General features: G+C 63.4%; 12 protein-coding genes and 1 pseudogene. All 13 read right to left on the bottom strand.

Annotated elements, in window-relative coordinates; translation table 11 throughout:
- Positions 1-185: 185 nt before the first annotated feature.
- On the bottom strand, positions 186-788 hold the full coding sequence (locus tag GGQ96_RS21605; RefSeq protein ID WP_184117034.1) for a PEPxxWA-CTERM sorting domain-containing protein: 603 nt from the start codon (positions 786-788) through the stop codon (positions 186-188).
- Positions 789-859: 71 nt separating this feature from the next.
- Complete coding sequence (locus tag GGQ96_RS20030) at positions 860-3478, bottom strand: hypothetical protein (RefSeq protein WP_184117033.1); 2619 nt, start codon at positions 3476-3478, stop codon at positions 860-862.
- A 195-nt stretch (positions 3479-3673) separates the two neighbouring features.
- The gene (locus GGQ96_RS20025) at positions 3674-5404 is read right to left on the bottom strand and encodes a sialate O-acetylesterase (RefSeq protein WP_184117032.1); all 1731 of its coding nucleotides are present in this window, start codon (positions 5402-5404) and stop codon (positions 3674-3676) included.
- Between the two features lie 10 nt (positions 5405-5414).
- Positions 5415-6470, bottom strand: coding sequence for a putative Ig domain-containing protein (locus tag GGQ96_RS20020; RefSeq protein WP_184117031.1), 1056 nt, complete (start codon positions 6468-6470; stop codon positions 5415-5417).
- A complete protein-coding gene (locus tag GGQ96_RS20015; RefSeq protein WP_184117030.1) occupies positions 6470-6751 on the bottom strand; it encodes a hypothetical protein in 282 nt (93 codons plus the stop codon). Before GGQ96_RS20015 ends, GGQ96_RS20020 begins: the two co-directional genes overlap by 1 nt.
- Positions 6748-7119 carry a hypothetical protein gene (locus tag GGQ96_RS20010; RefSeq protein WP_184117029.1) on the bottom strand — a complete coding sequence of 124 codons (372 nt, stop codon included), beginning with the start codon at positions 7117-7119 and terminating at the stop codon, positions 6748-6750. The genes GGQ96_RS20015 and GGQ96_RS20010 overlap by 4 nt, the downstream gene beginning before the upstream one ends.
- Positions 7120-7243: 124 nt before the next feature.
- On the bottom strand, positions 7244-7672 hold the full coding sequence (locus GGQ96_RS20005) for a hypothetical protein (RefSeq protein WP_184117028.1): 429 nt from the start codon (positions 7670-7672) through the stop codon (positions 7244-7246).
- Between the two features lie 272 nt (positions 7673-7944).
- Entirely contained in the window at positions 7945-8454 is a 510-nt protein-coding gene (locus GGQ96_RS20000) for a TIGR02594 family protein (protein ID WP_184117027.1), read from the bottom strand.
- A gap of 118 nt (positions 8455-8572) precedes the next feature.
- Positions 8573-9004 carry a hypothetical protein gene (locus tag GGQ96_RS19995; RefSeq protein ID WP_246360745.1) on the bottom strand — a complete coding sequence of 144 codons (432 nt, stop codon included), beginning with the start codon at positions 9002-9004 and terminating at the stop codon, positions 8573-8575.
- The gene (locus tag GGQ96_RS19990; RefSeq protein ID WP_184117026.1) at positions 9001-9534 is read right to left on the bottom strand and encodes a hypothetical protein; all 534 of its coding nucleotides are present in this window, start codon (positions 9532-9534) and stop codon (positions 9001-9003) included. Before GGQ96_RS19990 ends, GGQ96_RS19995 begins: the two co-directional genes overlap by 4 nt.
- A gap of 11 nt (positions 9535-9545) precedes the next feature.
- Positions 9546-9830, bottom strand: a complete 285-nt coding sequence (locus GGQ96_RS19985; protein ID WP_246360744.1) for a hypothetical protein — start codon at positions 9828-9830, stop codon at positions 9546-9548.
- Entirely contained in the window at positions 9827-10216 is a 390-nt protein-coding gene (locus GGQ96_RS21600; protein ID WP_246360743.1) for a hypothetical protein, read from the bottom strand. Before GGQ96_RS21600 ends, GGQ96_RS19985 begins: the two co-directional genes overlap by 4 nt.
- A pseudogene (locus tag GGQ96_RS19975) lies at positions 10216-12753 on the bottom strand (hypothetical protein); the annotation flags it as partial. The gene GGQ96_RS21600 and the pseudogene GGQ96_RS19975, both read right to left, overlap by 1 nt.

Genomic DNA, 12753 nt, shown 5'->3' with positions numbered 1-12753 from the left:
TTTCCCTGGCTCCGAGCCGCTATTCCAGTTCGTTGGCTACTCGCTCAGTTCGACGCCAGCGGTCGATTACCGCATGAAGTTGCGCCGCCTGGCTCCGCGAGCAGGCCGATCCGGGTTGCTTGGCCTTTAGAGATTGTCAGTCGGCGGGGCTTGGGTAGGGGCCGACCGCAGCCGACCCCGTGTTGTTAGGCGAACGCGACCTTGCGGCGGCGCATCGCGAAACCCACCATGCCGAAGCCGGCGAGCATCAGCGCCCAGGTCGACGGCTCGGGGACAAACGGTGCCACGTCATAGTCGATGACGATCCGATACGGGCTATCGCCCGGGCTACCGCCAAGCTGCTGGCTGAGATTGACGCCACGGCCGGACACGTAGGTCAGCGTCGGGAACGAGGTCGCGCCGATCTCGAACGTGCCGGTGCCTTGGTAATAGGACAGATCCCCGGTTAGTGTCTGGTTGATCGGGAAGTCATAATAGAACGCTATGCCAACCCCGGTGTCGTAGCCATTCACCAGATACGAATAATCGACGGGCTTGGCGCCCGAGACGCGCAAGGTACCCGATGCGCTATAGACGGTCGGCCCGTCGCTGGCCAACCCTACCGGCGCGAACCGCTGCGACCCCGTGAACTCATAAAAGTAGGACACGCTGTTGACCGTGCCATTGACCTGCTGAAGCTGGCAGAGTTGCTGGCAGGTGCCCTGGTATACGACAGTTGCGGCGCTCGCCGGAGCAGCTAGCGCTAACCCGGCTGTGGCGAGCAGCAGCCCGCTGGTGACATGACGCATGGTATTCTCCCTGTGACGGAACGTTGTCCGCGACAGGGAGAGGTTACCATTAAGCTTACCAAGTCAACCGTTTAACCGGCGCTGATCGCAGCCGCGACGGCCGCATCGACCTGACGACGCATTTCGATCAACATGGATGCCGGCGGGACAGTGCTGGAGGCAAGCTCTGGTATCTGACACATGTTGGCAGCCACGCCCCAGCCATTGGACAGGTCATAATAGAGGCCGAACGGGCCACCGTTATTGTCACGCCAAAAGCTGGCCATGTATTCGGTAAGTTCCGTACCATAGGCGCTTTGCTTCAGCGTGGTGATCACGCCGCCACTGCCGGTGTCTTCAATGAACCCTTCATACGGAATGTAGAGCTTTTCGTCTTCCTTCGCCCAGGTCTGAAACTTCTTCGCGTCAGCATAGACCAGTGGCACGTGCGCTTTCGCGCGATCGACAAACGTGCGCATCGTGGCATCGCTAGCGGGGTAGGTCTGCGGAAGATCCTTCGCCATGCCGCCGGCGATGTACGGTGCGGTCATGTAGACATCGTGGTTCGCCTTGAAATCAGGATGCGCGGTCGCGACCAAGTTGCGAGCGTTGGCGATATTGGCGTTCTGGAAGTTGCATCCGCGCAGCAGATACTTCGTAGCACCAGGCACCTTGTCGAACTCAGATTTGACCCAGATCATCTGCTGCGTGGAGATGATGCCCTGCATCTTCAGCGCTCGCGCGTTTTCGTTCGTTTCCTTCCCAGGGTACTGGCTCTCGTACATGGCCTGCAAGGCATGGTAAGCGCTCTGGAACGAATTCCACCCCTCATTGCCGGCCCCCTCAAAGAGCAGGAACAGCATCTTTTGCACGCACCAGGCCGCGCAACGTGCGGCAACGGCACGGACATAGGACTCGTCCGCCTGCAAGGGCAGCAGCATCCAGCCGCCGACGCCCACGTCTTCGTAAAGATCGAGGATGGTTTCAAACGAGTACCCCCCTCGCGAGCCTCGCTCGCCGCGATAGGGCACCTTATCCGCGGAAAGCGGGATGTTGTTGTAGCCAATCTGAGAAAGCAGATCCATCGGCCGCAGGGCAACCGGCAGGAGCGGCACCGTCATGCCAGGCTGCACACCAAACAGGCGCTTGAGATGGGCAACATAGCGCTCATCCCAGGTCCGCTTTTGCAGGCGGTTGCCTTGGCTGTCGATCGGGAATGCCTCGAAGCCCGACGGATAAGTACCCGACGGCTTGGTGATCCGGAACCAGACGCCAAGATTGTCATGGGTGCCGGGCTTGATCAGTTCGAGCGGGTCGAAATTATGCGCGAAATCGATCCATGAACGGGTGCCATCGGTGCCAGCCACAGGGTTGCCGATGTTGTTGTTCATGTACAAGATTTCGGCGTCAGTCTGCTTGCCGGTCCACCAAACGCGGGTTCGCTCGCCTGGTACGTAAGGTGCCCGGATCATGGTGATCGGCCCCTTGCCGGTGCCGTCACCGCCACTGGTATTCTCTGCCATCACAGCCTGGATCGCTGCGGCAGTGGGTTCACCCTTGCGGTTCAGCTCCGGGCTATCCTCTCCCCAATCGCGCAAGCTGCGGTTGGTGGAGCCGATGTTATTGCGCCAGCCATGGCCCAACCGGTTCGACAGTCCACTATGCTGATAGCCGTCGGAGTCCTGTAGCAGGTTGGTCGTGAAGGACATGCCAGCGCCGCGCGTCTGCGCGTTGGTAGCGGTGACACCCGACGCCGCCCCATTTCGCTGCTCGATCAGCCTGAAGGTGACGACCTGGCCGGCGAACTGGAGTGGGATGCCGGCCTTGCTCTGCACCGTTGCGGTGCCGGCGACACTGTTCTCGATCACGTCGACCGGCTGCGCTGCCGAGATGATCCCGCCGGAACCGCTTTCGAGCTGGCCCAGATAGGAGACGCCCGTGCCAGTATAGGTGATCGTCGTCTGCGGCTTGAAGCCGGTGACAAGGCGTGCCGAGTTGATCGTGAGAGGCGGATTGCCTCCGACTACATCGACCTGCTTGATGCGTAGTGCAGCGTTCGAGATTGCATTGCGCTGTGCTGCACCCGCGTATTGCGCGCCAGACGGGGGGAGCGTCAAAGGCTTGTTCCCAGAGGCCGCAGTCGCCAGGTTGAGTTTGTCGACCTCGACTGAAAAAAGTTGCTGCTCATTATACGTCGCCCTCAGCACTCGTTTGATAAAGGAGAAGCGGATGCTGATAGGGTCATCCGTGCTGAGGTTGGCACCGGTCGGCAAGTTATTGTAGCTGAACCCGTTAAGGTCGGTAGCGTCGTCGTCGCCATCTGTCGCTGCTTGTGCCGCAGTCTGCACACTCAGGTAGAAGTGCTTCGTGTCGTTCGTGCGCAAGCGATATCGATTACCGTTCGCATCACCGCCGACATAAAGCCTAGCCGCGATGTCGGCAGCGGCAAAGGACGCTTCGGCGTAGTGATCGGCACCGGTTGAATCGATATACCGATAGTTGACCCCGGACGCCGAGGGAGGCGCTGTCGGTGCAGGCGCATCAAGCAGATATGCTCCGACGGGCGGCCCGGCCCCCTCCAACGCCGCTACCCGCGCCTCCGCATCCGCGACCGCAGCGGCAAGAGAGGCGGCGAGCGCCTCCGAAGCACTGACTTGGTCCTTCCACAGCCCTTCATTGAAAGCTATGGTTTCAGACAGGTTGATTGTCATTCGTTGTCCCCTCTGATGAGCGAGGAATATGGATGAGCACAAGCATGCTTGATCGCGTCCGCGCTCTCTGGCGCCGCTGGTACCCGGCACCGCCGTTCAAAGGCCTGTGTCATCACTGCGGCGACATGGCAGAACAGGGCGACACGCTGTGCCGCCCATGCTTATTGGCGATGGCTGACAGGTACGAGCACATCATTATGTGATGCTATATTCGGTGACGACCGAAGCGTTCAGGTACGCAATGCCGCTTGTCGTTCCGCTGATCGTACCCTTGCCCCAGCCGACATTGATGACACCGCCAGACGGGCGGATTTTCGCGAACGTGACGGTCTGGGTGGTGTTGTTCGAGGCATCCAGCGTCTGGGTGTTCCCATTGATCGTGAATGCCGTGAACCGACCAGTCGTGGCACGCGAGGAGAAGAGCGTGATGTCGTATGCTTTCGTATCGTCGAGGCCACCGAAGACGTGATTTGCCGGCGTGTCGCTCTGGTGGAACCAGTACGACGTCATCACTGCATCAGGGTAGACGCCGCTGTTATTTCCGGTCGTCGCACCAGTGTTCGCTGCGCCGCCCGAAGTGCTCGGAACACCAGAGACGGTTTCATAGTCGGTCCAGCCGGTGCTAGCCCCAGAGGGCGTGACGACCGACGTAGGCGTGGGGTTCGCGGACACCTTGCGGTTGTTCCAGCCAGCCACAGCCGGATTGGTATCCACATTGTCACCACCGTAATTCATCTGCGCTGACTTGCCGGTCGCGGTGTAGGTCGGCGCAGGAGTAGGCGTCGGCGTGGGAGTAGGAGTTGGCGTGGGGGTAGGGGTCGGGGTGACCACCGCACCGGAGGTAGCAAGCAGATCCTCGCTGGGCTCGGCAAGCAGCGGCACCGTGCCGTTGTCCTTGAGCGCGTTCGGGTCCGATTGCCCCGCCTGCGACGTCAGCGGGTTGGTATAGAAGTCGATCTTGCTGACGCCGCTCGGGTGGGTGACACGCACGACAGTGGAGGACACGCGCGCTCCTGTGACGGTCCCCGTGATCTGGGCGCCGTTGCTGTCGTAAACACTGAACCCGAGCGCACCACTCGTCGGCGTGAAATCGTTCCCGTTGCTGTGCTGGAACGTCACGTCAGTCGTCGTGTCGGTGACGCGCGCCGTGCTAACGATGCGGGGGCCGCGGACCTGGGCAGTGCCGGCAAAGAACGCATTGAGCTGCAAGAATGCCCGATCGGCGAATGTGTCGTAAGCGGTGTCCTGGACGTGGACGCCGTCATTGGTCAGGAGGTCGGACTGGTTGCAGAAAATGCGGACGAACGGGTCGTTATTGATGACCGTCATCTCCGCTTCGCGGACATATCGCACCTCGGGCGTAAAGCTCTTGTCCTGTGTGATGCCGATGAAGATCATCAGGTTGCTTTGACCCGAGCCGCTGCGGATCTTGGAGATGAGTGACCGCAGCAAGGCTAGCTGAGCGGCCTTGCTCGCGGGGACACCAGTGTTGATGTCGTTCCAACCGGCTTGCAGCCACAGGCAATCCACGCCCCCGGCCGCCTTCATGGCGTTCGTGAGGTTGGTGATCATGTTGTTGGAGTTGGCTTCCCAGCCAGCGAGCGTCGTTCCGCCGGAAGCGCGAGTGACGAACTGGACAGGGCGCCCGAACGTGTCCGCCAGCTTCTTGCCCAGCCGAATGCCCATGCGACCGGCAGTCAGCGTCGCGAAGTTGGTCCCGGTGTCCGAATAGGTGACACGGGGATCGCCGACAGAGTCTCCATACTTCGTAAAGGCGTGTTCCGGGGTGCTCGAACCGGCGGTCGCGATCTTCAAGGGGGCAGTGCTGGTCGGCTTTAAGGACGCTATATCCGCCAGCATCTTATTGAAGGTGTCGATCGCATCAGCCGCGCTGGTGCCGGTGGTGAAGCTGGTAACGACAGCCATAGATTTATCCTCAAGCGCGAGTGAAGAAGGGATCGGAGAAGAAGGGATCGGAGAAGAAGGCGCGCGGCTGAGCCGCTGCGATCGTCACGTTGGTCGCGGTGGTCGAGGCGCTGCCCGTGCTGTCGGTGACGGTGACGACCAGCCCGCTCATGGTGCCTGCGACGGTGGGACTGCCGCTGATCGCGCCGGTGGCCGTGTTGAAGGTCAGCCCGCCCAGGAGCGTGCCCGCCGACAGCGTGAAGGCCTTGGCGCCGCTCCCGTTAGCCGTGGTCGGCGTGAAGCTGTAGGCGGTGCCCACCCGACCGGTCGTAGGTGGCGTGCCGGTGATCGTGACCGCAGGAACGGGCGGGTTCTCCAACGCCGCAATGCGGGCAAGCAGGCTTGCCCAGGCGCTGTCTTCGCTTGTCGCCAGCGCGACCACGTTATCGAGGAAGTCCGACCAGCGCTGAGCGTTGACGACGACGGTCGCCGCAGGATCATAGGTCGGATCGCTGGACTGCGTGGGCGCTGGCGAGGTGCTTGGCGTGCCGCCCTCCAGCACCACGACGCGTGCCGTGAGAGCGATGCGCCGGTCGCGCGCTGCCAGGATCTGAGACTTGACCGCTGACAGGCGCGGATACAGCGCTGCGTAGATCGCCGGCTCGCCCTCGACCTGTGCTGAGGGCAGGGTGGAGCCCGCTAAAGTGTTCGCAACGGTGTAGGCGGGGATGGTGACCTCTGCCGCTGTCGCGGTTTCCGTCCCGCCGCTGCCGGTGGCCGTCACGCGGAACGTCACGGCCTTGCCGGCGTCGGCCGTCACCAGCACGTACGTCGCGGAAGTTGCCCCACTGATCGCCACACCGTTCCGGAGCCACTGGACCGCTGATACGGTGCCGTTGCTGATCGTGCCGGTATTGCCGGTCAGCGTCTGCCCAACGGCCGGCGTGCCGCTGATCGAAGGTTCGGTAGTGAAGCTGGGGGGCGGCCTCAGTATAGGGGGGATGGTGACTGCATCGGCGATCGTCACGGCGACGGTCGACCCGTCCTCGGTGAGGAACAGCGTCTGGGACAGGGGAGCTTTCGCCATCAGCTATCCTCCGGAATGACGGTGGCGGTGATCGCGCACATGGCGCCGCGCGGCTTTGCCTGCGGATCGGCCTGCCGTGTGGAGATGGCGGTGACCCGCACGCTGCGGCCGTCCAGCTTGCCGGACACCGGCAGTTTCGCGCGCACCTCGGGCGCGAAGAAGGCCACGTCCCACCAGCCATCACGCTCGCGGATACCCACGGGTCCGCTGTAGAACGGGAAGGCGGCGACGCCCTGCCGGCCGGGCTCGGTGTCCCCGGCGATCGAAGGAAGCTCGGTCATTTCTTCACCACCTGGATGCCGACGGAATAGGTCTTCTCGCGATCGTCGAAGCTGGTCGCGAAGGTGATCTCGACCGCGAGGACGATGCCCCGGTTGAGGAAGATGGCGGCCCCCTGCATGACAGGCGCGACGCTCAGCTGCATGTAGAAGACGCGGTCCGCGTAGCGCGGGGCCTTGTCTTCGGTGCCGATCTGGAGACCGGCCGCCGCAGCCTCCGCCGACAGGCCGATGGCGAAGCGGGTGACCGTCTCGTCGGGCTGGAGGATGTCCCGCAGCGCATTGCCCTGCATCAGGACAGCGTAGAGGTCGAGCTTGTCGCGCGGATCCATGCGCCGGAGGAATGTCGGCGCCTTGTCGGGCAGGGCCATAGGCTGGGTTCCTTTCGCCCCTCAGCGGGGCCAGGCGTCGAGGAGGAGGCGGCGCTTGTCGTCGCACCCAGCGAGATCGAAGCGGCCGTCACGGATGGTGGCGTCGTCGTCGGCGGCCGTGGCGCTACCGTCCGGCTGGCGGTGCTGCGGCGTTGTCCGGCACGGCTCCAGCGCTGCCGCTGGCGGCGCGGGCAGGCGAGGCGAGCTCGGCATCGAGGGCATCGACCGCGCGCACCCGGTCAGCGCCGCGACACAGAGCGCGGCCGGCATCAGTCTTCGCATATTCCCTCACGGTGTCGGTGGATCGGATGATGATAGGCTGGCGCGCAGCCTCGCGGTCGGCCTGCTGCTTGCCGGCGTCGACCTGCTGGTGCGCCCAGCCGGCCTCAGCCTTGGCGGCGTCGCGTTCGGCGTTTGCGCGGTCGATGGTGCGGCCGGACCGGCAGAGGGCGAGGTCGGCTTTGTAGCTGGCGCGAAGCTGGTCAAGGCGCGCAATCCAGACCGCGAGAGCGACAAAGCCGACAGCCGCCCCCTGACGAAGCGTCATGATCATGGACCTATTGCTCCGGTTAGTTGTTGTTTTGACCTCGATCAAAGTTGGAGTAGCGTGATGATCGACTGTGAGCCGGCGACTGACCCGTCGGGTGTCTGTGCTGAAGAAGGGATTGTTTTCGTCGAGGGCCCCAGCGGAACCGCGATCGCGTTCACGCCGGAAGCCGCCGAGGAAACCTCGCACCGCTTGCTTGAGGCTGCTTGCTCAGCCGTAGGCCAACAGCATCTAAGCGCAGCCAAGCCGAAACTAGGCGAGTAGCTGGGCGAGGGCGATTAAGCCTCATTGCTCGACACCGGCCTGCTGTTCGCGGAAAGCTGAATAGGGCCGCCGTTGACGGGGCAATCGCGGGGCCAGCGCGACGCGACCAGACGGCTCTTGGCTAAGCGCGTGATGGACACGGCGTTGCCCTGGTTGCCGCCCAGCACATGGTAGGTGCTGGCGTCCTCGCCGACGTAGAAGCCGACGTGACCGCCGCCCTCGCGCTCGAACACCAGCACGGCGCCCGGCGAGAGCCGGCCTGGGCGCAGCAGCGCGCCCCAGCCAGCCCAGCTCTTGGCGCGCGCTGCGATCTTCACCGGCTCGACGCCGGCTGCCACCAGGCAGGCCGCGACGAAGCCGCCGCACCACGGCATTTCGTCGTCCCGCCAGACCACGCCGTTCCACTTGGCGGCGGTGTTCAGGAAGGCGAGGAGCGCATTGTTGTGTGTCGGGCCGGGGATCTCGCGCGTGCCAAGTTTCGCCCGCGCAGCCGTCAGCCACGCCGGCTCGGAAGCCTTCGCCATGTTGATCTCCATTATGTGATTGATACCGCTTCGGAACTATGCAGTATGGCCGCGGGGCCGAGCGAACCCCCTTTGTTGCGGCTCTGGCGCCCCGGTAATTCCACCCAGCCGGGGCGCCTTAGTCGGAGGCGCTGTCGTTCAACCCAAGGGCGGTTGTCCCTTTGCGGACATAGGCCTCCGCCAGCTTGAAGACGCCCTCGCCGAGCACACCGACGCCCGCACCGTACATCAGGGCGCCGAGCGGCTCCGGACGTCGCGAGATGATGAGCGCAGCGGACAATGCCACGGCCATCGCGGTCACCGGCATGTCCAGGCTCCAGCGATGCTCCTGACGCACCGCCTGCGCCGCGCCGATCCAGAAGCGCGCGGCGACGCAGCCGAACAGCGCCGCGATCATGCCTGCGGCTTCGAAAGGATAGCCGAAGAAGTGCCACACAGCTGGCTGCGAGGTCGCGATCGTCGCGCCTTTGGTCGTCAGGGCTGCTGCGGCGACTGGTACTATCGCCATCATGGTGAAGCCCCCCTTGTATATGCCCCCGGTGCCGATCATCGCGTCGACACCACGCCGATCGCGGCGATGAACGTCAGGCCGCCCAGCCACAGCATCCGCTTCACCATGGACCAAGCGAGCCACATGTTGATCGGCCACGGGTCTTTACGTTGCTGCTCGATCATGCCCGGTTCGGACAGCACGTAGGTTGCGAGGCCGGATAACCCGAACATCACGGCGATTGGATCAAGGAAGCGTTTCAGGGTCAGGTAGAATGCGGTGGAAGTCGGGTCGCGCGGGTCCCAACCCCAAAGAGCAAGCGCCTCGGCTCCGCAACGAATGGTGATGCCGGTGGCGAACAATATGCCCACGAGCCGATAGATGGCAGCCGGAGACGGCCAGGGATCTGTCTGGCGGTGCCTCACCCAATCGCCGACCAACTTGGCGACGACCATCGCGCCGCCCAGAAAGGCGATCGTCATCACGCCCATGTTGAGGATCACCAACCATCCCATGCCTTCGAAAGAGGGCGGGGCGAGCGTCGCCGGTCCATCCGCGACCATGCGGGCCGCGAAGCTGCTGTTTGCCATGTGAGGGTTCCTCAGGGTTTCGGCGCGCGGCCGAGGAAGGCGGTTTCGACGTTGCGCCGGCAGTGGCCGGCGCGTGCGCCGAGCAATACGAACAGCCGGTCGATGATAGCTTCCAGCACCAGGCCCCAGCGATGCCCCTTCATAGCGGCGCGGCCGACGCGGCTGGAGATTGTCTCGTCAGCGGACGGGCAAGGCCCGCCGAACGCGACATAGATCGGGACGGCGATCAGGACGTAGGCGAGCTGGTCGATCGCAACGAGCAACTGGCGCAAGCCCAGCCAGAAGCGGCCCATCATAGCGCAGCGATCCGGTCGTAGGTCGCTTGGCTGACCCAACCCTTGCCGACCAAGTAGCCCAGCCCCTCCAGCGTGCGCGGGTCGGCTGGGTCGATGCTGCCGGACGCGGACTGCGCCCGGTCATAGATCAGCTTGGCCATCGGGTCGGCCATCGTCGCGGTGACGATGGCCACCTGCTCTTCGAGGGGAAACAGGTCGACCCAGGCGTTGAAGGTGTAGCGCGGACGCTCGATGTCAACGAAGCCGCGAAGGTCGGGCGACCAGGTGAGCCGATCGGGATAGCCGAGCGCCGCCCGCACCACTTCCTCGTTGTCGCCGGCAGTCGGCTCATCGGCGACCGGCCCGGAGACGATCTCGCCGGTGTCCTGATGGACGACGATCCACATCAGTAGGCCCTCAGATAGTTAGGGGAGCTGGTCCGCAGGGACGTGCCGCCGGGCGCGTCGCTGACCACCCGGATTTGCACGAGCACGTCGTCGGCCGCTTGGCTGGTATAGCCAGCGCTGAAGAACACGCCGCCCGGCTCGCCAGGGCCGACATTTGCCTGCCGCTGGTCCATGTAATTCCAGCCGCCAGAGCCTACGCGATATTGGAGCTGGATCGTCACGGTGCCGGATTGGCTATTGTTCTGAAACGACTCCCGCACCTGACCAGTGATCGTCTGGCCTGGTTTCACCAGCACCGCCGGTAGGGTGCCATCCAGATCGGTAAGCGCTAGCGGCTGCGGCACGCTGATCCCAGCCGGCCCCTGCGCACCGTCCGCGCCCTTGATGAGCGACCACGAATAGGCCCGATAGTCCGTGCTGTCGGCGACGGTGTAGTCGGTATAGACGCCCAGGTAGGTCCGGCCGGCAGGGTCGTCGGTGCTAAAGTGGCTGCTGCCGTCCGGTGAATTGGCATAGGCGAAATGTGTGTACGGGGTGAGCCCATCCGCGCCCGGCCGGCCCGGCGTACCGTCTTTGCCGTTCGTGCCGTCGATCCCGCGCAGCCGCGACCAAGCATAGGCCCGGTAATCGCCGCTGTCGGCCTCCACCTGATCCCGGTAGATGCCGACATAAGCCCGGCCGCCGACCGCGCCAGTGGTGAAGTTGACGCTGCCGTCCGCACTGTCGGCGTACGCTAGGTGGACGAACGATGACGCGCCATTCGTGCCATCCTTGCCGTCTGTCCCGTTGGTGCCATCAAGCCCGTTCCGCCCATCAGTGCCGTTCGCGCCAGATGGTGTAAGCACAATATCGTCTAGGCGCGGATTGACGCTGGCGAGTGCTGCGATGAAGCGCAGAGCATCAGTCTGCTTGCCCCACTCAAAGCGGCTGAACAGTGTCCCGTTGATGAAGAAGTTTACGTAGCGCAGGCCGTCATAGTGAACGCGGCACGCCATCGGCTTATTCATATCAACCGTTGGGCCGCCCTCATGACCATTACCGTTAATCCTACTTGATGTGGCCCCGTTATCTTGGCGAAAAATTGCAAAGGTGATGCTATCGTAACCGTTGCCCCGATCGGTACCTGTTCCTTGCCCCAGCCCCGCCATGCTATTTGAGCCGGCACCAGGCGCTATCGTCCAGGAGGCGCTCGCGCCGCCAGAATAGGCCTCCAAGGAATGGGCATGCTCACTCCCCCAGCCGGCGCTTCCTGTTCCACGAACGGAGTTGCCGGCGATCTGGGTCGTTGACGTGTCACCGATCAACGTCACGCCATTGCTGGCACGCGTCGGGTAGCTGCCGAACTGGATGTCCCGGATGCGAGCGCTCGGGGTGTAAATCGAGCTATCGAGGTAGAAGGTAAAGCCCGGTCCTATGTCGACTGTGCGTCGCACCTCTTGATTGTAGAGGTAGCGAATATATCGGCCGTCATAGTCCATGCCGAACAGGCCTTCGCCATATCCGGGAACCGAAACGCCGTAGCCGCCGCCACTCTCAAAGATTTCGGCGTTGCCGTCTTCACGAGGATACCAGGCATAGTCGAGCGATCCATAGCTGGCGTCAGCCGTAGGATCGGTGTTCAACCCACACATGATGGCGGCAGCGGCAGATGGATCGGCCTTGAACGAGATCGCGCAGCCGTTCTTATAACCGCTCGTCGAATAACCGTCGCTGTCCCACGCGGGCGAGCCGCCGTTCTTGATGATGGTGTTACCCGCGACAACGGCAGCGCCGCGTGTCGCCAGGCCGAACGGGGGCCCCTTGTACTCCCGCCACACATACGCAGCCGGATCGTTGCTGTCGGCCGCCGTGAAGTCCGTATAGCTGCCCTCGTACGCTCTGCCATTGGGCTGGCTCAGCTCGAAATCTACGCGGCCGTCAGGACTGTTGGCGTAGGCATAGTGGATATAGCTCGTACGCCCGTCAGCGCCGTCCTCGCCAGGTGCGCCATCCTTGCCGTTGCTGCCGTCGCGGCCTGGCCTTCCGGTGATCGCAGCGGCAAACTCCTCCAAAGCCTGACGGGCCGAGGCCCAACGTTGATTTAGTTCGGCTCCGTCAATCGACGTATCACTTTCTACGTCCTGCCAAGGCGGGCTTAGAGAAGCCAGATAGGTCGCCAGCGACTGATAGGAAGCATTGGCAGCGTTGCGAGCTTCCTGTGTATCCGCCGGGCTCCCGAGCGTCGTGAAACGCGCATCCAAGGCGTTAAATTCCGCCTCCAGAGCCTGCCACTGGCGGATAATCTCGCGCTTCTCGCGGCCATGCGTGATGACATCGTCGCTCAGGATAAGCCGAAGTTGATTATCGAGATCATCAAGCGCCAAGATCAGCGGATTGTTGCGGTTGTCGTAGACGATTGGCGCGGCGGCCTGCACCGGCGCGGCGTCATCCTTGTCCCAGGCGTAGAGCGAGGCGTTCTCGACCAGCAATGTCATGTTGCAGGTGCCGCCCTGACCCAGCTCCTGTTCCTCGACCCGGAACAGCGCGCGGGTGAACCC

Source organism: Sphingomonas abaci (assembly GCF_014199625.1).
Classification (GTDB): domain Bacteria; phylum Pseudomonadota; class Alphaproteobacteria; order Sphingomonadales; family Sphingomonadaceae; genus Sphingomonas; species Sphingomonas abaci.
Note: the sequence above shows the minus strand (reverse complement) of the source record. Positions and strands in the feature narration are given on the sequence as shown.

Excerpts from the sequence above, each read along its gene's own strand:
- GGQ96_RS20025 (WP_184117032.1), bottom strand. The coding sequence starts at position 5,404 with ATGGCTGTCGTTACCAGCTTCACCACCGGCACCAGCGCGGCTGATGCG.
- GGQ96_RS20005 (WP_184117028.1), bottom strand. The coding sequence starts at position 7,672 with ATGATCATGACGCTTCGTCAGGGGGCGGCTGTCGGCTTTGTCGCTCTC.
- GGQ96_RS19985 (WP_246360744.1), bottom strand. The coding sequence starts at position 9,830 with ATGATGGGCCGCTTCTGGCTGGGCTTGCGCCAGTTGCTCGTTGCGATC.
- GGQ96_RS19995 (WP_246360745.1), bottom strand. The coding sequence starts at position 9,004 with ATGATCGGCACCGGGGGCATATACAAGGGGGGCTTCACCATGATGGCG.
- GGQ96_RS20030 (WP_184117033.1), bottom strand. The coding sequence starts at position 3,478 with ATGACAATCAACCTGTCTGAAACCATAGCTTTCAATGAAGGGCTGTGG.
- GGQ96_RS20015 (WP_184117030.1), bottom strand. The coding sequence starts at position 6,751 with ATGACCGAGCTTCCTTCGATCGCCGGGGACACCGAGCCCGGCCGGCAG.
- GGQ96_RS19990 (WP_184117026.1), bottom strand. The coding sequence starts at position 9,534 with ATGGCAAACAGCAGCTTCGCGGCCCGCATGGTCGCGGATGGACCGGCG.
- GGQ96_RS21600 (WP_246360743.1), bottom strand. The coding sequence starts at position 10,216 with ATGTGGATCGTCGTCCATCAGGACACCGGCGAGATCGTCTCCGGGCCG.
- GGQ96_RS20000 (WP_184117027.1), bottom strand. The coding sequence starts at position 8,454 with ATGGCGAAGGCTTCCGAGCCGGCGTGGCTGACGGCTGCGCGGGCGAAA.
- GGQ96_RS21605 (WP_184117034.1), bottom strand. The coding sequence starts at position 788 with ATGCGTCATGTCACCAGCGGGCTGCTGCTCGCCACAGCCGGGTTAGCG.
- GGQ96_RS20010 (WP_184117029.1), bottom strand. The coding sequence starts at position 7,119 with ATGGCCCTGCCCGACAAGGCGCCGACATTCCTCCGGCGCATGGATCCG.
- GGQ96_RS20020 (WP_184117031.1), bottom strand. The coding sequence starts at position 6,470 with ATGGCGAAAGCTCCCCTGTCCCAGACGCTGTTCCTCACCGAGGACGGG.